We start from the raw sequence: 21,995 nt of genomic DNA on the forward strand, positions 1-21,995 counted from the left end.
TCTCTCTCCGGCGGTACCCGCAAGCGCGTCGCGCTGGCGCAGGCCCTGGTGGCCGCGCCCGACGTGCTCCTGCTGGACGAGCCCACCAACCACCTGGACCTCGACTCCATCGAGTGGCTCGAACAACTGCTGATCGACTTCAAGGGCAGCGTCGTCACCGTCACCCATGACCGCAGCTTCCTGAACCGTGTCGCCACCCGCATCGTCGAGCTGGATCGGGGCAAGCTGGGTTCCTATCCCGGCAACTTCGAGCAGTACCTCGTGCAGAAGGAAGAGCAACTCGCCCAGGAAGCCGTGATCAGCGCCAAGGCCGACAAGCTGCTCGCCCAGGAAGAAATCTGGATCCGCAAGGGCGTGGAAGCGCGCCGCACCCGCAGCCAGAGCCGCATCACCCGCCTGCAGGAACTGCGCGCCAGCCGCGCGGCGCGCCGCGAGGTGCAGGGCAGCGTCAACATGGACGTGGCCTCGGGCCAGTCCAGCGGCAAGATCGTGGCGGAACTCACAGAGGCCACCAAGTCGTTCGGCCCCAAGACCGTCATCCGCAACTTCAGCGGCACCATCCTGCGCGGCGACAAGGTCGGCCTGCTCGGCCCCAACGGCGCGGGCAAGACCACCCTGCTGAAGCTGATCCTCGGCGAGCTCGAACCCGACAGCGGCAAGATCCGCCGCGGCACCAACCTCCAGGTGGCGTACTTCGACCAGATGCGTGACAAGCTCGACCTCGACGCCACGCTGGAAGACTTCATCAGCCCCGGCAGCGAATGGATCGAGATCGGCAGCCAGAAGAAGCACGTGAAGAGCTACCTCTCCGACTTCCTGTTCTCCCCGGCGCGCGCCAACTCTCCCGTGCGCTCGCTCAGCGGCGGCGAACGCAACCGCCTGCTGCTGGCCCGGCTGTTCGCCCGCCCCGCCAACGTGCTGGTGCTCGACGAGCCGACCAACGACCTCGACATCGACACCCTGGAACTGCTCGAGAACCTGCTGCAGGACTACGACGGCACAGTGTTCCTGGTGAGCCACGACCGGACCTTCCTCGACAACGTGGTGACCAGCACCATCGCCTATGAAGGCGACGGCCGCTGGCGCGAGTACGAAGGCAGCGTGCAGGATTGGCTGGTCCAGTCCAAGCGTGCGCGAGAGATCGCCGAACAGCGCCAGGCTGCGGCCCCCGCTGCGGCACCGGCCCCAGCAGCGCCGGCCGCGCCCGCGGAACCCGTCGCGCCCAAGGCGACCGCTGCGCGCAAGAAGCTCTCTTACAAGGAGCAGCGCGAGCTGGAAGCGCTCCCCGCCCAGATCGAAAGCCTGGAAGCGGAACAGAAGCGCATCACCGAGATGCTCGAACTCGACGGCGGCGCCATCTATGCCACCGACTCCTCGCGCGCCACCGAACTCGCCGAGCGCCACGCGAAGATCGACGACGAACTGCTCGCAGCGCTCGAGCGCCAGGAAGAACTGGGCGCCGGCCGCTGACCGGCGCGAACCAAAGCGCGCCCGCCGCGCCGCGCCCGTCCCGCCGTCCGACGCCGGCGGGACGCGGACTAGGCTATATATGCGGCTTCGCCCCCCAAGCCCCGGGAAAGCTGCATGCCTTCTTCATTCCAAGCCTTCTTTCGTCGGTCCACCGCGCTCCTGGCGCTGCTGATACTCGGGGCCTGCGCGCAATTGCCGCAGAACGTCGAGCGCCCCGTCTCGACCGCCATCGCCGCGCCGGCCACCGGCTCCGCGCTGGCCGACCTCGTGCAGCAGCGCCGGCGCGCCGCCAACGCCCGCTACGAATCCGGCTTCCTGCTGCTGGGCGGGCCGCAGGCCGCCTACGGCAGCCGGCTCGCGCTGATCGAAGGCGCCCAGAAGACGCTCGACCTCCAGTACTACGCCATCCACGCCGACGCCAGCACAGGCCGCCTCGTCAGGGGCCTGCGCGCCGCCGCCGAGCGCGGCGTGCGGGTGCGGGTGCTGCTCGACGACTTCCACACCACCGGCCGCGACGCACTGGTGCTGGGCCTGGCCTTCATTCCCAACATCGAGATGCGGCTCTTCAACCCGCTGGCCGGCTCGCGCGACTCCACCTTCAGCCGCCTGGTCAACTCGATCGACGACGCCTCGCGCATCCAGCAGCGCATGCACAACAAGCTGTTCCTGGCCGACAACGTGATGGGGGTGGCGGGCGGCCGCAACCTGGGCGACGCCTATTTCGGCAACGCGGCCAACGGCAACTTCGTCGATGTCGACGTGCTGGCAATCGGCCCGATCGTGCAGGACCTGTCGCGCAGCTTCGACAGCTACTGGAACAACGAGCGCGCCTACCCCGTGCAATCGCTGGTCACGCGCGAGGAATTGCAGTCGATGCGCGAGCGCGCGAAGAAGGCCGACCAGGAGCTGGTCGAACAGGCCACCCGCGACCGCGACGACCCGCCCAGCGCCGATGCGCCCCCCACCGCCGAGCAACGCGCCCGCGCCTGGGACCAGAAGGCGCTCGACCTGCGCACCGCCGATTTCGTCTGGGCGCCGGCCGTGATGCTGGCCGACAAGCCCGGCAAGATCCCCGCCGACTCCGGCCCGGACACCGCGAAGGCCCCCGGTCTCGTGGTCAGCCAGCCCGACGACAAACCCGCGGCCTCGCGCGGTGCGGCATCGCTCGAGGCAGCCTCCGACCTGGCCGCCAACGGCGACACGGTGGTCGAGGGCCTGCTGCAGATGATCGGCCAGGCGCGCTCCAGCCTGCTCATCATCTCGCCCTACTTCGTACCCGGGAAAGACATGCTCAAGGCCTTCGGCGAGGCTCGCGCACGGGGAGTGAAGATCAGGGTGCTGACCAACTCCCTGGCCTCGAACGACGCCCCGGTGGCGCACGTGGGCTATGCGCGCCATCGCGAGGCGCTGCTCAAGATGGGCATCGAGCTTTATGAGCTGCGCAGCGAGCAGTCGAACTTCGGCAACGTGTTCGGCTCCTCGGGAAGCACCGGCAGCGGTGGCGTCACCGGGCAGTCGCGGGCGATGCTGCACTCGAAGGTGCTGGTGATGGACGGCCGGCTGCTGGTGGTCGGCTCGATGAACCTCGACCTGCGCTCCCAATTGCAGAACACCGAGATCGCCCTGCTGATCCGCAGCGACGAGCTCTCGCGCGCCGCATCGGCCCAGATAGAGCGCGGCATGCGCGAGCGCTCATGGCACGTCGAGCTGACGGACGGCTCGCTGGTGTGGCGCGCCCCCGAAGGCAGCGGCCTGAAGGACGCGACCACCGAGCCCGACACCAGCGCCAGCCTGCGGCTGATGCTCAAGCTGTTCGGCCCGCTCGCGCCCGACCAGCTGCTGTAGCCGCGACGCGGCGCTCAGTGCTTGTGCTGGTGCGCCGACGAACCGGCGGCATCGGCACCCTCGGGCGCGCCCACGGGCAGCGTCACGTCCAGCGCGGTCTTCACGCCCTTGGCGTCCTCGAACTTCAGCGTCATCGGCACGGTCGCGCCCTTGGCCAGCGCACCCTTGAGGTCCATCATCATCACGTGATAGCCGCCGGGCTTGAGCTCGACGGTCTGGCCCGCGGGCAGGTCGAGGCCGCCGGGCAGCTCGCGCATCTTCATGACGTCGCCTTCCATCTTCATCTCGTGCACTTCGGCGGTGCCGGCCGCGGGCGTGGAGATGCTCACCAGCTTCGTGCCGGTAGGCGCGGTGAGCTTCATGAAGGCGCCGGTGCCGCTCTGGCCCGGCACCGACTGGCGCACCCAGCCGTCGCGCACGTCGACAGTGGCCACGCCTTGCGCCACCACCACGAGCCTGGCGGCCGGGCTCTTCAGGCCGGCGGTCGAGTTGCCCGATGCCGGTACCTCGGCCCAGTCGGCCACGCCGGTGTCGCAGGTCTGCAGCACCTTGAACCACAGCGTGCCCGGCGTGGCCGGCACCTTGCCGCGCAGGACGAATTCGGAGCGCTCGCTGCCGGGCAAGGCGTTGCCGGGGGTCTCGGCGGTCCAGCGCACTTCGCCGTCGCCGCTTTTCGTCACGTCGAGCTTCCAGCCCTTGCGCGCCTGGGCGTCGCTCAGCACGAAGCCCTTGGGCAGGCGCACGGCCAGCCCAGTCGTGGCCTTGGCGCCTTCGCAGGCGTGGCCGACGCGGAAGGCGGCGTTGTAGTCGCTGCCGACGGTGGCGCCGCCGGGCGGCAGCGTCACGTGCGCCAGCGCGGCGGTGGTGCCGGCCAGCATGGCGCAGGCGGCGAGGGTTCGCAGGGTGATGGCGGCCATCGGTTTCGTCATGTCGCGGATCCTTTGGGGTTGGAACGGGAAAGTCAAAGGTCGAACTTGCGTTCGGCCACACAGGTGGGTTGCGGGGTTGCGCCGAGCAGCAACGGCAGGGCGCGGGATTGCTTTTTTCAAGAGGAGCCTTCTCCATCGAACTTCAAACCGGACAAGCCGCGTGCGCACGCCGGGCGCGCGAATGCAGCTATCGTTTCGAGAGCGTCAGGAGAAAGTCGGGGGGCCGCGCGCCGGCAGGGGCGCGGCGGTGGCCGCGGCCAGTCGCGCGGCGGGAATCGACTGGACCACGCGGCCCAGCGGAAGGGGAAGATCGAAAGCCGGCGCCACCATGGCCGGCGGCGGGGCGCCGGTCAGCACGCACAGCGGGCAGTCCATGTGCGAGGCGCCCATTTCGCGCGCGCCGTCGTCGGTGTGGACCACCACCTTGACGGGGCCGGCACCGGAACACACCAGTTCCATCGACTGCGGATGCACCAGCGGAGACGCCACCGCCACACCCAGCGAGAGCACGAACCACAGCAGCACCCAGCGGCCGATGAGGCCGAGGAAGCGGGTGGGAAGGCGCAGCGCGTGCATGGCGGTCGCGATTATCGGCTCACTTTGCCCTTGGCGGCCGGGGCCTTGGCGGGCGCCTTGCCGGCTGCCTTGGCCGGCGCTTTCGCGCCCTTGGCGGCGGGCGCGGCCTTGGCAGCTGCCGCAGGCCTGCCGCCCTTGGCCGCGGCAGCCGGTGCGCCCTTCTGGCCCTTCTGCACGCGCTGGCCCTTCACGGCCTTGCCACCGCGCGCCCTCGGCGCAGGCGACGGGGCCGCGAGCGCGGGCATCGGCACCGCCGTCTGCTCCTGCGCGCTGGTCAGCACCGGCGTCACGGTGAAGCCGCGCGACGCCATCAGCGCGGGCAGCCCCTGCGGCCCGATCATGTGCAGCGCGCCCACTGCCGCGAACACGCCCTTGCCGCTCGCGTGCAGCCGCTCGATGCCGTCGGCCAGGCCGGGGTTGCGGTCGTCGAGCAGGCGCTTGAGCAGCCGCTGCTCGGCGGGCGTGTTGAGGCAGTCGCACCAGTCGGCATAGCGCGCGAGCCGGGCCGCGTCGCTGCGGGCCCAGACGTCGGCCAGTTCCTTGAGCTGGCCGCGCAGCTTGCCCGACTCCAGTTCGTCGAGCGCGGCGTCGATCTGCTGGCCTTCTTCGTCTTCCGACTCGCCGGTCAGCACGCGCAGCTGGTCGGCCGCGTTCTCGAGGGCGACGATCGGCTTGCTGCTGTTGCGGGCGGACACGGCCAGCGTCTCGTCCACGCCGAATTCGGGGTACAGCCCGTCGGCGCGGCCCGCCAGGCCGGCCAGCGCCGTGACCTGCAGGATGGGCTGCAGCTTCGAGGTGGTGCCGGGCGGCACGCAGGCCTCGGCGTTCTGGCGCTCGAGCCGGCGGGCACGCTCGCCGCTGAGTACCCGGGCCACCAGCGCCGGGTCTGCCGGCTGGGCCATGGTGCGGGCGGTGGCCTCGTCGCGCGAGTCGAGCTCCAGCGCGAGCAGGTCGCTCTGCGTCAGCGCCTTCTGGATGGTCGGCCCGGGCCGCACCCAGTCGCCGCGGCCCACATGCAGGGTGCCGTAGAGCCATGAAGTGCGGCCGTCGCGCTCGATGCGCCACAGCATGCCGCGGTCGACGCCGTTGCGCAGGCCGACGCCCGGCTTCTCGAGGCTGGCGATGGCCGAGGGCGGGCAGGCCGCATGGGCGGCGCCGAATGTAAAGACGCAGCACACGCCCGCCAGGATCTGGCGCGGTGCCCGCTGCACGAGGCGCGAGGGCGCCGAGAAATCGACGGCGCGCATCCGCGCCGACATATAGATGCCGCGCATCCGCGCGGCGAGGATCCGGAGTATCCGCAAGGCTTGCTCCACGATGAAAGAAAGTCCGGCATTCTCACAGCACCGTTGCCCATAATCCGAAACCATGCAAAGCATCTTCCACCTTGCCTTCCACGTTCGCGACCTCGACGGTGCCCGCCGCTTCTATGGCGATGTCCTCGGTTGCGCCGAAGGCCGCAGCACCGACACCTGGGTCGACTTCGACTTCTTCGGCCACCAGATTTCCCTGCACCTCGGCGAGCCCTTCGCCACCACCCGCACCGGCCGCGTGGGCGACGTGATGGTGCCGATGCCGCACTTCGGCCTCGCGCTCGCCCTGCCCGACTGGCAGGCACTGGCCGGGCGCCTCGAAGCCGCCGGCACCGACTTCGTGCTCAAGCCCCAGGTGCGCTTCGAAGGCCAGCCGGGCGAGCAATGGACGATGTTCTTCTGCGACCCGTTCGGCAATCCGATCGAGGTCAAGGGCTTCCGTTCACTAGACACTCTTTACGACAAGTGACAAGTCCGCGCCTGCGCCTGAGGCAGCTCGGGTCCGGGCTTGCCGTCCTCGTGCCGCTGCTCGCGGCCTCGGCGGCCCATGCCCAGCAGGACTGCGAGCTCAACGGTCGCAGCGTGAACCCGGCCAACGGCGCCACCACCGCCGGCCAGACGGGCATCCTGCGCTGCAAGGCCCGCGAGACGGGCGAGCTGCAGCGCGAGGAGCAGGTGCAGAACGGCGTCTTCATGGGCCTCGTGCGCATCTACGAGAAAGGCAAGCTCGCCAAGGAGCACACCCTCAATGCCAAGGGCAACCTGCAGGGCCGAGCCCGCGAGTTCTCGCCCAACGGCAAGGTACTGCGCGAGGCCACCTACGACGACGGCCAGGAGCGCGGGCTGGCGCGCAGCTACTACCCCGACGGCAAGCTGCGCCGCGTCATCTTCTATCCGGACACCGGCAGCGGCAGCTCGGTGGAGTTCACCGAACGCGGCCAGCTCTCGGCATTGCGCTGCGCCGACGCGCCCACGCTGGCGCCGGTGGTCGACGACGCCAAGCTCTGCGGCTTCAGCGGCGGCCCGTCGCAGGTCGACCTGTTCGATGCGCGCGGCAACCTGCGCTCGCGGCTGTCTTACCTGTCGGGCAAGCGGGTGCGTTCGCAGAGCTTCTACGACAACGGCAAGACAGCGTCGCTCGACGAGACCATGGGCAACCAGCGCACCGAGCAGGCCTATTCATCAGAAGGCGTCAAGCGCCGCGAGACGGTGTACCTGCTGGTGGAGCGCGCCTCGATCCGCCAGCGCGAGCAGGCTTTCTCCGAAAAAGGCACGCTGGTGCGCGACCAGCGCTGGAACAGCGCGGGCGAGCCCATCGGCGACGACAGCTACTACCTGAACGGCCAGCCGAGCAGCAAGTCGGCCTACAGCGGCAACGGCAATGGCCGCGTGGTCGACATCACCGAGTTCTACGACAGCGGCCAGCGCGCCGCGCAGGGCCGCTACCAGCTCGTCGGCCGAAGCCGGCAGGTGCCGATCGGCACGCACCAGCGCTTCAACGAAAAAGGCACGCTCATTGCCGAATCGAGCTTCGATGCCAAGGGCCGCGTGACGCGCGAACGCGCCTGGGACGAAAACGGCGAGCTGCAGCGAGACGACGAAGTCTTCGAGGACGGCTCGCGCAAGGCATACACAAAGTAACGCCCCCAGGCTCCGCGCACTTCGTGTCGCTGCGCCCCCCCTACCCGGGGGCAACACCTGCGGCCCGGCGAAGCCGGTTCCGCGGTGTTACGCGAGAAAAAAAGCCCTTGGCGAGTTCAGTCGAGCTTGATTCCAGCCTGCTTGATGATCGGGCCCCAGCGCTTCGATTCCGCGCGCGACAGCGCCGCGAACTGCGCCGGCGTGCCGGGCATCGCTTCCATGCCGAAGTCCTCGAAGCGCTTCTGCACGGCCGGCGTGCCGAAGGCCTTGTTCAGGTCGCCGTTGAGCTTGTTCACCACCGCGGGCGGCAGGCCCGCCGGGCCGAGGATGCCCTGGAACGCGAACACCTCGGTGTTGGGCACGCCCACTTCGGCCAGCGTCGGCACGTTGGGCAGCAGCTTGCTGCGCGCGCCCGAGCCGATGGCCAGCACCCGCACCTTGTTGCTCTGCATGATCGACAGGCCCGAGGCCAGGTCGAGGAACATGCAAGGCACCTGCCCGCCCATCACGTCGGCCATGGCCGGCGCGGCGCCGCGGTAGGGAATGTGGGTGATGAAAGTGCCGGTGCGCACCTTGAACATTTCCATGGCCAGGTGGTGCGGCGAGCCGTTGCCGGGCGAGGCGTAGTTGACCTTGCCGGGGTTGGCCTTCACGTAGGCCAGGAACTCCTTGAAGGTCTTGGCCGGGAAGTCCGGGTGCACCACCAGCGCGAGCGGGAACTTGCCGATGGCGCCGATGTAGGTGAAGTCTTTTTCGGGGTTGAACGGCAGCTTGCTGAACAGGTGCTCGTTGAAGGCCAGCACGGCGTTGTCGGCCGACAGGATGGTGTAGCCGTCGGGCTTGCTCTTGGCGACCAGGTCGGCGCCGATGTTGGTCGAGGCGCCGGGGCGGTTGTCGACCACGATCTGCTGGCCCAGCGTCTGGCGCATGGATTCGGCCAGCACGCGTGCGATCACGTCGGTGCCGCCGCCCGCCGGATAGGGCACGACCCACTTGATGAGCTGTGCGGGATATTCCTGCGCGCGGGCGAAGGGCGATGCGGCCATTGCGGCGCCGGAGGCGAGCGTGGCGAGAAGGGTGCGGCGATCCATGGATCAGTCTCCAGTCGTTTGTAAATCAGGAAGCGGACAGCGATGGTACGGGCAGCGCGTGCAATGCATCGGACAGCGCCTCGCGGCAGCGCGCCTCGTCGCCGACCTGCTCGAACAGCAGCAGCGCGAGCCGCGCCAGGAACAGCGATTCGCGCTCGGCGCCCGCTTCGCTGATGGCGCGCGCGCACTCGGCGTAGAGGCGGTCGCGGGCATCGGGGGGAAGAGCAGGGTTGGTCATGCTGAAAGGGTCTCCAGGGCAGCGGCGGCAAGTGCCAGCGCGGGTTGCAGGGCGCCGGGCGGCAGCCGCCGCCAGCGCGCGGCCACGTGGCCGTCGGGGCGCAGCAGGTAGACCGCGCCGTCTTGCGCACCGAGCGCCTCGAACACGTCGGCCGAGGCATGCGCGTCGACACCGGCGATGCCCGGGCTGGCGATGGTGCGCACGACGAAGGGCAGCGCCCCCTGCTGCGCGCGCACGACGTCGGCGGCCGGCAGCGCGGCCACGTCGGGGCGCAGCACCAGCAGGGTGAAGGTGGGCGCGATCCAGTCGGTGAGGTGGCCGCGCTCGAGCTGCTGCTCCGGCACCGCCTCGCCCGGCAGCGGGCCCGCCGGCAGTTCGTCGCCCGGGCTCGACAGCGGCGAAGCGGCATAGCGCACGGCCTGCGTCTGGCGCGGGTTGATCAGCTGCGCGATGCCCCGGTGCGCCTCGGACAGCGACAGCGCCGCCTCGCGCAGCAGGTCGAAGCCGCGCGACGGCGGCGACATGAACTCGGTGCTGCGCATCGCGTTCTCGGCGTTCACGTGGAAAGCCTCGATGCGCTCCTGCGAATAGCTGTCGAGCAGCGGCGCGCCGGACAGCCCCTTGGCCACGAAGGCCAGTTTCCATGCCAGGTTGTCGGCATCGTCGAAGCCCGAGTTGAGCCCGCGCACGCCGAAGATCGGCATCGCATGCGCCGCGTTGCCCGCGAAGACGACGCGGCCGTGGCGGTAGCTGTCGAGCGTCATCGCGCCGGCGCGGTAGACCGAGGTCCACACCGTCTTCCACGGCAGGTGGCCTTCGCCGATGGCGTCGAGGTGGCGCTGCACGAACTCGGCCACGGCCGCCGGCTGCAGCGCTTCTTCGGTGCTCTGGCCGGGGCGCAGCTGGTAGTCGATGCGCCAGATGTCGTCGGGCTGGCGGTGCATCAGCACGGTCGAGCCGGGGTTCCACGGCGGGTCGAACCAGGCGCGGCGCTCGGTGGGATGGCCGCTGTGCAGCTCGATGTCGATGATGACGTAGCGGCCCTCGTAGCCGGTTCCCTCCAGTGCGAGCCCCATCGCCTTGCGCACGAAGCTCTGGCCGCCGTCGCAGGCCGCGAGCCACTGGCCGTGCAGCCGGTAGCTGCCCTCGGCATTGCGCACGTCGAGCGTCACGCCCTCGCCGTCCTGCGCGAGGCCGGTGAGCTCGGTGCCCCAGCGGATGTCGATGAGCCCCGGCGTCGCCTCGTTGCGGCGGAAGATTTCTTCCAGCAGATAGTGCTCTGCGTAGTACTGCTCGAGGTTGATCATCGGCGGCAGCTTCTGCCGCGCGTCGTGCGGCATCTCGAAGCGGAACACCTCGGCCGTCTTGTAGAAGCTGCGCCCGCCGGTCCACGGCAGGCCCTTGGCCATGAAGTCGGGCAGCACGCCGAGCCGCTCCATGATCTCCAGGCTGCGGCGCGAGATGCAGGCCGCGCGGCTGCCGACGCACACGGTGTCGTCGGCTTCCAGGATCACGCAGCGCACGCCGTGGTTCGCGAGCCCCAGCGCGAGCGCCATGCCCACCGGCCCGCCGCCGGCGATCACCACCGGGTGGCGGCCGGGCTCCACGCCGTCCTGCTCGAGCGGCGGCGTCCACGGCTTGTAGCGCGTGTAGTGAAAGGCGCCGACGGAGGGCGGGAGTTCGGTGGCGCTGGCCGGAGGCGGCACGGGGCCGCCGGCGGCATCGCCCGGAGCGGCTGCGGGAGAGTTCGTCATGCGACGGGATTGTCCCGATGCGCGCGGGCTGCCGATGTCATAACTTCGTACGAGGTAGTTACCCCAATCCCTGACCTTTTTCCCTTCCCATGAGACGCTGGCGCATCCACCCCACCGACACCGCGCTGGCCGCCGCCGTGGTCAGCGACGTGCTCGGCGGCGTGGGCACGGCGCACCTGGCCACCAGCTACCTGAAGGCGATGCAGCGCGTGATGCCCGTCACCTTCTGCACCGTGTTCGCGGTCAGCGCGGCGGGGCGCATCGAGGCGGTGTCGGCCGCGAGCAGCTACGGCAGCACGGCCGAGCGCACGTCGGAACGCTACGTGGCACAGCGCTTCGACCTGCTCGATCCGAACATGGCGTGGCTCGCCGCGCGCAAGCTGCCGCAGCGCGCGCAGCTCTGGCTGGGCCACCAGCGCGCCGACGAAGTGGCCGACCCGGCCTACCGCGCGGCCTGCTACGGGGACGTGGGCATCCGCGAGCGGGCATCGGTGCTGTTGCTCCTGCCCACCGGCCAGCGCGTGGCGGTGAGCTTCTACCGGAGTCTGGCGCAGCCCGAGTTCGATGCGGAGGCTTTCCATCGCATCGAAGCGCATGCCGCGCTGCTGGCCGACGCGACCGCGGCGCACGGCCGCAGCGCAATGGCCGTGCGCGAAGCCGTGGAGCCCGCGCTGGCCTCGCGGCTGCTGACATTGAGCCTGCGCGAGCGCGAAGTCATCGGCCACCTGATGGCGGGCAAGACCGCGAAAGAGGCGGCACGGGAAATCGGCGTGGAGCTGACGACCGTGCGCACCCACCAGTACCGGGCGTTCCGGCGGCTGGGAATACGGTCGCAGAAGGAGCTGCTGCGCGGCGCGGGGCCGCACTGAGGGGGCGAGCCCGGGTCAGTCTTCGGAGGCCGCTTCTTCCGGCGCCTCGTCCTGCTGCGCGTCGGCGGCCGGCTTCACCAGCGACACCGGCGCCTCCTTCGGACGCCCGGCGGTCGACACGACCTCCTGGTCGATCGCGCCGAACAGCGAGCGGCCGTCCAGCCCCTTCATCTCGATGCGGATGGTGTCGCCGAACTTCATGAACTCGGTGACGGGGGCGCCGCCCTGGATGGTCTCGATGCAGCGCTTCTCGGCGATGCACGAATAGCCCTTGGGCCAGTCCATCTGGCCGTCCTTCTTCTCGACGCCCTTGTTGCTCACGGTGCCGCTGCCGACGATGCTGCCGGCGCGCACGTTGCGCGTCTTGGCGATGTGGGCGATGAGCTGGCCGAAGTGGAAGGTCATCTCCGGGCCGGCGTCGCACATGCCGACCTTGCGGCCGTTCCAGCTGCTTTGCAGCGTCAGGTGCACGCGGCCGTGCTGCCAGGCTTCGCCGAGCTCGTCGAGCGTCACCGCCACGGGGCTGAAGGCGGTGGCGGGCTTGCTCTGGAAGAAGCCGAATCCCTTGGCCAGCTCGGCCGGAATGAGGTTGCGCAGGCTCACGTCGTTGGCCAGCATCACCAGGCGGATGCCGTCCAGCGCCTTGTCGGGCGTGGTGCCCATCTTCACGTCGCCGGTGATGACGGCGATCTCCGCCTCGAAGTCGATGCCCATGGCCTCGCTGGGCACCACGATGTCGTCGACCGGGCCGAGGAAGTCGTCGCTGCCGCCCTGGTACATCAGCGGGTCGGTGTAGAAGCTCTCGGGCACTTCGGCGTTGCGCGCCTTGCGCACCAGCTCGACGTGGTTCAGGTAGGCCGAACCGTCGGCCCATTGGTAGGCGCGCGGCAGCGGGGCCATGCACATCGAGGGATCGAACGGAAATGCATGGCGGGCGCGGCCGTGGTTGAGCGAGTCGTACAGGTCCTGCAGCTGCGGGCTCATGAAGCCCCAGTCGTCCAGCACCTGCTGCAGCCGGTTCGCGATGCCGGTGGCGTAGTGGGCGAGCGTGAGGTCGCGGGAAACGACGACGAGCTGGCCGTCGCGCGAGCCGTCCTTCAGGGTGGCGAGTTTCATGATGCGGTAGGTGTGTGAGGGCGGCTGCCGCTCCCACTTAAACTGGTTGGACGGGCGGCAGTGTACCGAGGTGGTCTCGGTGAACCTCCGCGCCGGCGCCCCACTCCACACTCTGATGCCGACGCTCGTCGCCCCCCCTCCGCTGCCCGCCGGCCTGCCCGGGCGCCCGTCATGGCGGGTACTGGCTGCCCTGACGCTGCTGGTGGCGGTGATCCACCTGCTGGTGCTCGGGCTGGCGCCGACGGCCATCGGGCCGGAGCCCTCGCCGCTGGCCAACAAGTTCATCACGCGCACGATCGTGATCGCGCCGCCCGCTTCCGAAAAGCCGGCCGCGCCGGCCGCCGCAGCGCCGCCTGAAGCCCGGCCGCCGGCCCCGGTGAAGCCGCGCCGGGCCCGCGCGCCGTCGGTGCCGAAGCCCAAGCCGGCACCGGCGCCCGTGCCCCAGGCCGACAACGCGGCGCCCAAGGAACCGGAAACGCCCGACCTGACGGCGCAGCCCGCTACGGATTCAGGAGCAACGCCGGCTGAAGCCCCGGCCGCCGCCGCGGGGAGCGGCGCAGGCACCGGCGACGGCGCGGCGGGCGCGTCCGCCGGCGCTGCGAATCCCGCGTCCGGCAACATCGTCGGTACCCAGTCGCTGCGCATTCCGGGTTCGGTGACGCTCGACTTCACGGCCACCGGGCAAGACGGCTCGTCTCCCATGCAGGGCGTGTTCGGCGAGCTGACCTGGCTGCAGGACGGCAGCCGCTACGACGCCCGGCTGACGCTGAAGGTGCTGTTCAGCACCATCCGCAGCCAGCACAGCACCGGCCGCATCGGCCCGTCGGGCATCGAGCCGGACCGTTACTCGGAGAGCCGCAAGTCCGAGGTGGCGTCGCATTTCGTGCGCGACCAGGGGCAGGTGGTGTTCAGCAACAACGCGCCCTCCGTGCCGCTGCTGGCCGGCGCGCAGGACCGGCTGAGCATCATGATGCAGCTCGGAGGCCTGCTGGCGGGCGACCCGGGCCGCTACCCGGCGGGCACCCAGATTTCGGTGCAGACCGTGGGTCCGCGCGACGCGGGCGTCTGGGTCTTCGTGGTCGGCGACGAGGAGCAGCTGAGCCTGCCGGCCGGCGAATACCGGGCGCGCAAGCTCACCCGCAGTCCGCGCCAGCAGTTCGACAGCAAGCTGGAGCTCTGGCTGGCGCCGGACTACGGCTATCTGCCCGTGCGAATCAAGCAAACCGAGCCCAACGGCAACTTCGCCGACGCGCAGTTGCGCAAATCCCTACCCACGAGCCCCACAAATTGAGGCAAAACGCACATATCGACGTTGAAAGTAAACAAAAGACAACGGGTCTTGAAACTGGCGCGTTGATTGCTAAGTACTCTCCATGAATGCCATCGACATCCTTACGGGGCCCGCCATGAACATGCTTTATGACTCGGAGTCTTTCGTCGTCGTCCACGTGCAACCCACCGAAGGCGACGAACCCGCGCAGCCGAACATGCCGGTCCTCGAACGCCACGGCTTCGAAATCGTGGACAAGCGTTCAGGCAAGGAGGTCTACCTCGACGGCTCCTGGGCCGAGCTTTTCCAGCAGCAGATCGCCGCCTGGCAGCTCAACACCCCCACCCAGGAAGAAGTCGAAGACACGCTGGAAGGCTATGCCGAGCTGGCCCACACGCCGGTGCTCGTGCACTGATTCGCTCCTGTCCCCAGCAAAAAGCGCCTCTCAGGGCGCTTTTTTCATGGGCAGCCGCTCTTCAGCGGTAGATCCACCGGTACATCGGCCCCACCAGCAGCAGCACCGCCACCAGCCGGCACACCTGGAACGCCGTGACCACCGGCACGCCCAGCTGCAGCACCTTGGCCGTGATCGACATCTCTGCGATGCCGCCCGGCGAGGTGCCCAGGATCATGGTGGCCGGGTGCAGCCCGGTTGCCCATGCCAGCAGCCAGGCCACCGCGCCGCACAGCGCCAGCATGCCGAAGGTGCCGAGCGCCACCGAGCCTAGCCAGCGCGGCGCCGTGTGAAGGAACTCCCGGCTGAAGCGCACGCCCAGGCTCACCGCGATCACCAGCTGCGCCGTGTTCGACATCCATGCCGGCACCGCCGACAGCGAATGCCCGGCCACGGTGAAGCCCATCGCCACCAGCAGCGGTCCCATGAACCACGGGTTGGTGCGCTTCAGCGCGCGCATCGCCAGAGCGCCGATGCCGGTCGCCACCGCAAGCAGCGCGAGCCCGCCCGGGTTCACCTCGCGCGCGCCGGGCGGACTGATCTCCAGCCCGTGCAGCCCGCTCCACTGCATCGCGAACGGAATGGTGACCGTCACCACCACCAGCCGCAGGCTGTGCGCCGCCGCCACGAGATCGGTGCGCGCGCCGGCCGACTCGGCCATCAGCGTCATCTCGGAGGCGCCGCCGATGGCGCCCGCGAAGTAAGTCGTGGCTCTCATGGACTTCGCCGGCACATGCGGCATGCGCGCCGCATGCACCCCGTGCAGCCAGCGCCCGAAGCCCCAGCCCAGCAGCAGCGCCCAGCCGATCGCCAGCGCGATCGCCCACCACACACCGGCCACCAGCGACACCACGTGCGGCGTGAAGTACAGCCCCAGCGCGGTGCCGATGGTCCACTGGCCCGCGTTGCGCAGCGGTGTGAGGCTGGCGGTCGGCAGGCCGGCGATGGAAGCCAGCGACACCGCGATCAGCGGGCCGATCATCCAGGGCAGCGGCGTGTGCAGCGCCAGGCAGACACCCGCGGCGGCGAGCGCCAGCAGCAGCGTGGCGGTCACGCGGACGATGAAGGGGAGAGGCACGGACGGACAGGAAGTAGCGGGATTGGACGGCAGGGCGCGCATGCGCCGAAGGCCTAGTATGGCGCGATGGCTCTTTCACGATTCTCGCCAGCGCGGGCTCCCCGCCTTCCCTTTCTCCTCGTCGCCACGCTGGTTGCGGCCGCCCTCGCCGGCTGCTCGGCGCTGTCGTCCGACGCGCCCGACGCCCCCGTCGCACGCCGCGTCGCCGCGCTGCTGCCGGTTGACGCCCTGCTGCTCGGCGAGCAGCATGACGCACCCGAGCACCACGTCATCGAGCGCGAAACCGTCGAGGCGCTGGTCGCGCGCGGCCAGCTCGCCGCGCTGGCGCTCGAGATGGCGGAAGAAGGCCGCGGCACCGCCCACGTGGCACCCACCGCCACCGAAGCCCAGGTGCGGGCCGCGCTCGACTGGAGCGACAAGGCCTGGCCCTGGGCCAGTTACGGCCCGGCCGTGATGGCCGCCGTGCGCGCGGGCGTGCCCGTGGTCGGCGCCAACCTGCCGCGCGCCCGCATGAAAGACGCGATGGCGGACGTCTCGCTCGACGCGCAGCTCGGCAACGATGCCTACGTCGCGCAGCAGGACGCGGTGCGCGAGGGCCACTGCAAGCTCTTGCCCGAGTCGCAGATCATTCCCATGACCCGCATCCAGGTGGGCCGCGACCGCGCGATGGCGCAGGCCATCGTCAAGGCGCGGCAGCCCGGCAAGACGGTGCTGCTGATCGCCGGCTCCGGCCATGTGGTGCGCACCCTCGGCGTGCCGCAGCACTTGCCGAACGACGTAAGGATCGCCACGGTGCGCATGCTGGCCGCACCCACGCTGGCGAACGTGGTGCCCGGCGAATACGACCGCATCTGGCAGACGCCGGCGCTGCCCCCGCAGGACTACTGCGCCGATCTGCGCCGGCCTGCCAAGGCGAGCCCGCAGTAAGCGAAAAAAAGCCGCGGGCCTCGAAAGGTCCGCGGCTTTTGCAGCCCGCCGGCGGCGCGCGATTTCAGCGCGCGGTGATCGTCGACACCGACGAGTTGCCGGTCGCCGATGCGGTGATCTGGTTGCCCGTGGTGCGCAGCGTGCTGTTGCCCACCGCGCCCGTCACGCCGACCCCGAAGTTCACGCTCGTCACCGTGGCCGTCACCGCGCCGGTGTTGACCTGGTAGTTGGCGATGGCCGCGCTCGGCGTGCCGGTGTTCAGCGCCGTCTGCGTCACGCGGTTGGTCGCGCTGTTGCCGAAGGCCTGCGCCGCCAGCGCGTTGCCGGTGACCCCGACCGTGCCGTTCGACACGCCCGCGCCGGTGCCGTTGAGCGCCACCTGGTAGCTCGTGCCCGTGCTGGTGGCCGTGACCATGCCCGCATTGTTCTGGCTGTTGAGGATCGCCGCGCTGGCGCCCACGTTGAGCGCCAGCGGCGAAGCCACGAGGCTGGACGAGCCCGCCGCTGCCGCCACGCCGTAGCCGCTGCCGCCGCCGGATTCGAGCAGGTTGGTCGCCGAGTTGCCGCGCGCCAGAGCGGCCGTGGTGTTGCCGTCGAGCGAAACGCTGCTGCCGTTGAGCGGCGCCGCGCCGGCCAGGGTGGTGTCGGCCACGGTGCCGGCCGTCGCCGTCACGGTCGCCGTGCTGCCCTGCACGTTCGCGATGCCGGTGCTGGCCCCCTGCGCCGCGCTGCCCGCCACCGTGACGGTGTTGGCTGCGCGGTTGGCCGAGGCCTCGGCGAAGGTGCTGTTGCCGGAGATCGTGAGCGCGCCATTGGCCAGGCCTTGCGTACCGGGCACGCTGTTGTCGTCGTTGTGGATCGAGGTGCTGGCGGTGCTGGAAACCGTCGAGGAAGCCGACTGGCGGTTAGACAGCACATGGTCGCCGCTGGCCACGAGGTTGTCGGCGCTGCCGGTCTCGCTCAGCGTGGCCGAGCCCGTCGCGCCCGGCGGCAAGGCGTTGACCGCGCTCACGCTCAGCGAGTTGGCCGCGTCGTTCATCACGCCCAGCGCCGTGTTGCTGTTGCCGGAGATGCGGATGGTCGAAGCGGAGGAAGCCACCGGCGCGAACAGTTCCAGCGTGGACGATGCCGTCACCGGCGCGGTGCCCGACTGCGTCGACTGCAGCGCCGAGCGCGCGCCCACGTTCGAACCCGCCAGCGCCACGCTGTTGAGCGCGGTGTTCGACACCGCCTTCGCGCTCTGGCTGTTGTTCGTCACGCCCAGCGTCGAGGTGCCGACGTTCGACAGCGGTGCGGTGTCGATGCCGACGACGCCCGTGGCGGTGGCCGACACGGCGCCCGCCCCCAGCTGCACGTTGGCCAGCGCCTGGTCGGCCGACACGGTCACCGACGATGCCGGGCCGGTCGTGGTCGCGGGCAGCGCCGCCAGGCCGCCGGCGATGGCGCCGCCGCTCTTCACGTCGATGCTGTTGGTGGCCGCGCTGCCGGTGGCGGCGGCGCTGGTGCTGTTGCCGTCCAGCGTGGCGCTGCTGCCGACGAGGGCGCTGTTGCCGGTCAGCGTGAGCTTCGTCGCGTTGTTGGCGCTGGCCGTCACGGCCGCGCTGCTGTCCTGCGCATTCAGCACCGCGACTTTGGCCGACTGCGACGCGCCGCCCACCAGCGAGGCCGCGTTGGTCGCGCGGTTGGCCGAGGCTTCCGAGTAGGTGCTGTTGCCCGATGCCGTGAAGCTGCTGCCGTTCAGGCCGGCGTTGGCGGGCACCAGGCGGTCTTCGTTGTAGATCGCGGTGTCGGCGGTGCTGGTGACGGAGGTTCCGGCCGACTGGCGGTTCACCAGCACCTGGTCGCCCAGCGCGATGGTGTTGCCGGGCAGCGCGCCCTGGGTGATGACCGCGGGAATCCCGATCCCGCCGGAGGTACCGCCCGCGACGGACACCTTGTTGCTCACGTCGTTGATCACGCCCAGCGCCGTGTTGCCGTTGTTCGAGAGCTTCACCGAAGAGCCGGACACCGAGGCAGGCGCAAACACCTGCTGGAACGAGCGCGACTCCACCGCCGCCGTGCTGCCCTGCGCCGACAGCAGCGCCGAGCGGGCGGAGACATCGGTGGCCGCGAGCGCGATGGCGTTGCTGCCGGTGTTGGCCACGGCCCTCGCGCCCTGGGTGTTGCCCGACGCGCTCAGCGTGGAGCCGCCGATCGCCGCGCCGGGGGCGGTGTCCACGCCGAATGCGGCAGCCACCCTGGAGGAGATCGTCGGGCTCGTCACCAGCTGGATGTTCGAGACGGCATGGTCGCCGACCGCGCCCGCCGTACCGGCGAGGCTGCTCGCGCCGGCCAGCGGCAGTCCGTTGCCCACGGCAATGGTGTTGCCCTTCACGTCGATGCCGTTGGCCGCCGCGTTGCCGGTGGCCGAGCCGCCGGCGGTGTTGCCGTCAACCGTGACCTGCGAGCCCTGGATGCTCCCGCCCAGCACCACCTGCACGCCGTCCTTGTTGGTGAGGAACGCGCCCTCCTGCCCCGTCAGCGAGGCGACGGTCGCGCTGGTGAGCTGCAGGTTCTGCACCGCGGTGGTGGTCGAGACGCCCACCGCATTCACGCTCACGCCGTTGGCGGCGCTGTTGCTGGTGGCGCCGGCCAGCGTGGTGTTGCCGCTGGCATCCACCTTCGAGTTGTTGACCGCGCCCGCGACCGCGACCTGCACTTCGGGCCCGCCGCTGCGCTGCGCCGACACCGAGCCCTGGCCCGATTGCGCGCTCTGCACGCTGAAGGCCGCGGTGGTGGAGAGCGCGTTGCCCACCAAGGTCGCGCCCGACAGCAAGAGGCCCGCCGTGTCGATGTTGTTGCCCGTCACCTTCACCGTGTTGGCGGTGGCGCGGCTGCCGTAGGCCAGCGCCTCGGCGGTGTTGCCCGTGCTGGACACGGAGCCGTTGGCGAGCGTGCCCGCCACGGTGGTGCGCGCCACGATGCCGCCGGCCGCGATGGCCGAGACTTTGGTGTTTGCCCCCGCCACCGCCTGCGTGTTGGTGACGTTCGCGATCGAGGCGTTCGAGCCGCTCACGTTGTTCAGCCCCAGCGCCACGCCGCTGGCCGCGTCGTTGCCGTAGGCGGCGCCGACGAAGGCGTTGCCGCTGTTCGAGACGCTGGCGGCCGACACGTTGCCGTTGACGGTCGCCGCGAAGGTGTTGGGCCCGGTGGCCGCGCTGTTGACCGTCGCCTGCACCGACTGGTCGTTCAGCACTCCGTAGGCCGCGCGCACCGTGGGCAGTGCCCCGGCGGCGTTGCTGAACGGCAGCCCGCTGGCCAGGTCGACAGTGACCGTCGAGGCCGCCGCGCCCAGCAGGATCGGACCCGGTGCCGCAGCCAGGTTGCCTGCGCTCACGCCCAGCGTGTTCGTGGCCGAGTTGCCGTAGGCGATGGCGCGCTGCAGGTTGCCGGCGACCGCGGCCGAGCCGCCCGAGAGGTTGCCGTCGACCCCGATGCGCGCCTCCGGATCCGACAGCCCCGCGCCCACGCCGGAGCTTGCGTCGTTCATTTGCACGCTGGCAATGCCGGCGCCGGTGCCCACCGAATTGCCGGTGAGCGTCAGCGTGTTGGACGCGCCGCTGCCGAGCGCCACGGCCTCCTGCCGGTTGCCGCTGAGCGCCAGCGTGTTGTTCGCCACCGGCGCGCCGCCGCCGTTGGCGGTCAGGTGAATCTGCGAGCCGAGGTTCAGCGCCGCGGCGCCGCCGTCGTTGTAGTTGCCCTGCAGGTTGGTGAGGGTGGCCGCGCCGCTTGCCGACACGCGCCCGTCGGTGGCGGTGCCGCCCGAGAGCACCGCGTTGCCGTTGCCCAGCGCCACGGTAGCCGCCTGCAGCGCCAGGCTCTGCGTGACCTGGTTGCCCTGCGCGGTGGCGGCCGTGGTGTTGTCGGACACGGTCACCGTGCTGCCGGTGGTCTGGCCGTTGCCGGGCGACTCGCCGGTCTGCGCCGCGATGATCGATGGCATGACGAAGGCTGACACGCCCGCGGCGGAATTGGCCTGCTGGTTCGACACCGCGGCGGTGCCGGTGAACGACGCCGCGTTCTGGCCGCTGGCGATGGCGCTCGAGGCGGTGTTGCCCGTGGCGGCCGCCGTGATGCTGTTGTCCGCGAGCGTGAGCTGGCTGCTCTTGCTCGACTGCACGCCCGCGAGCACCCGCGCGCCCACGGTCTGGGCGAAGGTGGTCACGCCGATGTTGCCCTGGCTGTTGACGATGGCCAGGTCGCTGTTGACGTTGCTGGTCACGCCCACGCCGTTGTGCGTGCTGTTGTTGGCCGCCGTGGCGGCCGTGCCGGTGCCGGCGATGCTCACGTCGTCGATCAGGATGCGGTTGCCCGCCACCCCGGCGGTGGCGCCGAGCGCCTCGTTGCCGGTGGCCGCGCTGGAGATGGCATTGCCCTGCACCGACAGCGACCCCTGGAGCACGTTGGCGCCGCCAGCGGGCGCCCCGCTCACGATGCCCATGACCACCGAGCCCGTGTTGGTCGCGCTGTGCGTGACCGCGAGGATGCCGTTGCCGTTGGCCTGAAGGTTCGCCACCACCGCCGAGCCCGCGAAGGACGGCGCGCCGCCCGACTGGATCTCGGCCGTGTTGCTGGCGCTGTTGGCCTTGAGCACCGCGGCGATCGAGTTGCGCTCGAGCGCGGCCGCGGTGGTGATGGTGTTGCCGGCGTTGGCCGTCAGCATCAGGTCGACCGTGTTGTTCAGCAGGACCGCGCCGGAGCCTGCGCCGGTGGCCGACTGCAGCGAGGTCACGACGATGTTGCCCTTGGCGTCGAACAATTGCGCGCCCGCCGGATAGGTCAGCACCGAGGTGCCGGCCTGCGCCGGCGCGCCCACCGGCGCCGCGCCCGAGACCACCGAACTGCCGCTGTTGAGCGTGGTGGTGGCCGAGATGGTGTTGTCGGCGTTGACCACGCTGCCGCTTTGCAGCGTGCTCGACTCGACCGCGAGCTTGCTGCCCGTGACGCTGCTGTTGATCACGCCGCTGTTGGTCGCCACGCCCAGCGTCGCCGCGTTGTTCACCGGCAGGCCGGGCGCGGGCTGGATGCCGTTGGCAAAGCTGTTGCCGGTGGCGGTCGCGCCGATCAGGTTGCCGCTGGTGCTCATCGCCACCGGATTGGGCGTGGACGGCGTGCCCGTGGAGGTGGTGCCCACGCTGGCGCCGGTGATCGCGGCGTTGACGTTGGCGGTGTTGTTGCTGCCCGCGTTCACCGACGGCGTACCGTTGGCGCTGCCGTTGTACGCGGCACCGACAGTGGTCTCTGCGGCCTGCGCACCGGAAGCGGCGGCTATCAGCGCCATCGCCACTGCGGTGCCGACGCTGCTGCGGCTGAACATGGGCGCGCGTGCGGCCCGGCTCTGGATCTTGCGTGCTTTCATGTCGTGACTCCTCGGATGTTGGAAGC

17 protein-coding genes (1 of these 17 only partly in view) are annotated in these 21,995 nt (G+C 70.4%); 8 read left to right on the top strand and 9 right to left on the bottom strand.

What is annotated here, in order from left to right; translation table 11 throughout:
* Both WIX39_RS01135 and WIX39_RS01140 read left to right on the top strand, forming a co-directional pair.
* On the top strand, window positions 1–1,470 hold the 3' portion of the coding sequence (locus WIX39_RS01135; protein ID WP_106936679.1) for an ATP-binding cassette domain-containing protein. The gene continues 435 nt to the left of window position 1, outside the view; 1,470 of the gene's 1,905 nt are visible here — the last part of the coding sequence; its start codon lies off the left edge, out of view; it ends in the stop codon at window positions 1,468–1,470.
* A gap of 114 nt (window positions 1,471–1,584) precedes the next feature.
* Window positions 1,585–3,315: a phospholipase D family protein gene (locus WIX39_RS01140; RefSeq protein ID WP_106936678.1), complete on the top strand. Its 1,731-nt coding sequence runs from the start codon at window positions 1,585–1,587 to the stop codon at window positions 3,313–3,315.
* Window positions 3,316–3,329: 14 nt separating this feature from the next.
* Here the strand turns inward: WIX39_RS01140 and WIX39_RS01145 are convergent, their stop codons facing one another.
* From WIX39_RS01145 to WIX39_RS01155, 3 genes are all read right to left on the bottom strand, one after another.
* Entirely contained in the window at window positions 3,330–4,244 is a 915-nt protein-coding gene (locus WIX39_RS01145) for a copper chaperone PCu(A)C (protein WP_409194359.1), read from the bottom strand.
* Between the two features lie 204 nt (window positions 4,245–4,448).
* Window positions 4,449–4,820 carry a DUF2946 family protein gene (locus WIX39_RS01150; protein ID WP_081268048.1) on the bottom strand — a complete coding sequence of 124 codons (372 nt, stop codon included), beginning with the start codon at window positions 4,818–4,820 and terminating at the stop codon, window positions 4,449–4,451.
* An 11-nt stretch (window positions 4,821–4,831) separates the two neighbouring features.
* A complete protein-coding gene (locus WIX39_RS01155) occupies window positions 4,832–6,124 on the bottom strand; it encodes a TraB/GumN family protein (RefSeq protein WP_409194360.1) in 1,293 nt (430 codons plus the stop codon).
* Window positions 6,125–6,188: 64 nt separating this feature from the next.
* On the opposite strand from WIX39_RS01155, the gene WIX39_RS01160 reads away from it, so the two are divergent.
* Both WIX39_RS01160 and WIX39_RS01165 read left to right on the top strand, forming a co-directional pair.
* Window positions 6,189–6,602 (top strand): VOC family protein, encoded by a 414-nt coding sequence (locus tag WIX39_RS01160; protein ID WP_081268046.1) that lies wholly within the window; start codon window positions 6,189–6,191, stop codon window positions 6,600–6,602.
* Window positions 6,599–7,774, top strand: coding sequence for a toxin-antitoxin system YwqK family antitoxin (locus WIX39_RS01165; protein ID WP_081268045.1), 1,176 nt, complete (start codon window positions 6,599–6,601; stop codon window positions 7,772–7,774). The genes WIX39_RS01160 and WIX39_RS01165 overlap by 4 nt, the downstream gene beginning before the upstream one ends.
* Before the next feature lie 116 nt (window positions 7,775–7,890).
* Here the strand turns inward: WIX39_RS01165 and WIX39_RS01170 are convergent, their stop codons facing one another.
* The 3 genes from WIX39_RS01170 to WIX39_RS01180 are packed head-to-tail and all read right to left on the bottom strand — an operon-like array spanning window position 7,891 to window position 10,857.
* Window positions 7,891–8,865 (bottom strand): Bug family tripartite tricarboxylate transporter substrate binding protein, encoded by a 975-nt coding sequence (locus WIX39_RS01170; RefSeq protein WP_106936674.1) that lies wholly within the window; start codon window positions 8,863–8,865, stop codon window positions 7,891–7,893.
* Between the two features lie 25 nt (window positions 8,866–8,890).
* Entirely contained in the window at window positions 8,891–9,103 is a 213-nt protein-coding gene (locus WIX39_RS01175) for a DUF2783 domain-containing protein (protein ID WP_081268043.1), read from the bottom strand.
* Window positions 9,100–10,857: an FAD-dependent monooxygenase gene (locus WIX39_RS01180; protein WP_106936673.1), complete on the bottom strand. Its 1,758-nt coding sequence runs from the start codon at window positions 10,855–10,857 to the stop codon at window positions 9,100–9,102. Before WIX39_RS01180 ends, WIX39_RS01175 begins: the two co-directional genes overlap by 4 nt.
* A gap of 89 nt (window positions 10,858–10,946) precedes the next feature.
* On the opposite strand from WIX39_RS01180, the gene WIX39_RS01185 reads away from it, so the two are divergent.
* Window positions 10,947–11,726: a helix-turn-helix transcriptional regulator gene (locus WIX39_RS01185; RefSeq protein WP_106936672.1), complete on the top strand. Its 780-nt coding sequence runs from the start codon at window positions 10,947–10,949 to the stop codon at window positions 11,724–11,726.
* Window positions 11,727–11,741: 15 nt separating this feature from the next.
* Here the strand turns inward: WIX39_RS01185 and WIX39_RS01190 are convergent, their stop codons facing one another.
* Complete coding sequence (locus tag WIX39_RS01190; protein ID WP_409194361.1) at window positions 11,742–12,842, bottom strand: fumarylacetoacetate hydrolase family protein; 1,101 nt, start codon at window positions 12,840–12,842, stop codon at window positions 11,742–11,744.
* 115 nt (window positions 12,843–12,957) lie between these two features.
* Between WIX39_RS01190 and WIX39_RS01195 the strand changes: the two genes are divergently transcribed.
* A complete protein-coding gene (locus tag WIX39_RS01195; protein ID WP_409194362.1) occupies window positions 12,958–14,133 on the top strand; it encodes a DUF3108 domain-containing protein in 1,176 nt (391 codons plus the stop codon).
* A gap of 115 nt (window positions 14,134–14,248) precedes the next feature.
* Window positions 14,249–14,527, top strand: a complete 279-nt coding sequence (locus WIX39_RS01200) for a BTH_I0359 family protein (RefSeq protein ID WP_172839907.1) — start codon at window positions 14,249–14,251, stop codon at window positions 14,525–14,527.
* Between the two features lie 61 nt (window positions 14,528–14,588).
* Here the strand turns inward: WIX39_RS01200 and WIX39_RS01205 are convergent, their stop codons facing one another.
* Entirely contained in the window at window positions 14,589–15,686 is a 1,098-nt protein-coding gene (locus WIX39_RS01205; RefSeq protein WP_409194363.1) for an AbrB family transcriptional regulator, read from the bottom strand.
* A 24-nt stretch (window positions 15,687–15,710) separates the two neighbouring features.
* Between WIX39_RS01205 and WIX39_RS01210 the strand changes: the two genes are divergently transcribed.
* Window positions 15,711–16,571, top strand: a complete 861-nt coding sequence (locus tag WIX39_RS01210) for a ChaN family lipoprotein (RefSeq protein WP_409194364.1) — start codon at window positions 15,711–15,713, stop codon at window positions 16,569–16,571.
* Between the two features lie 64 nt (window positions 16,572–16,635).
* Here WIX39_RS01210 and WIX39_RS01215 read toward each other — a convergent pair whose 3' ends face one another.
* Window positions 16,636–21,969, bottom strand: a complete 5,334-nt coding sequence (locus tag WIX39_RS01215; RefSeq protein WP_409194365.1) for a beta strand repeat-containing protein — start codon at window positions 21,967–21,969, stop codon at window positions 16,636–16,638.
* Window positions 21,970–21,995: the final 26 nt, after the last annotated feature.

The organism is Variovorax sp. AB1(2024) (assembly GCF_037482385.2).
In the GTDB taxonomy this organism is placed as follows: domain Bacteria; phylum Pseudomonadota; class Gammaproteobacteria; order Burkholderiales; family Burkholderiaceae_C; genus Variovorax.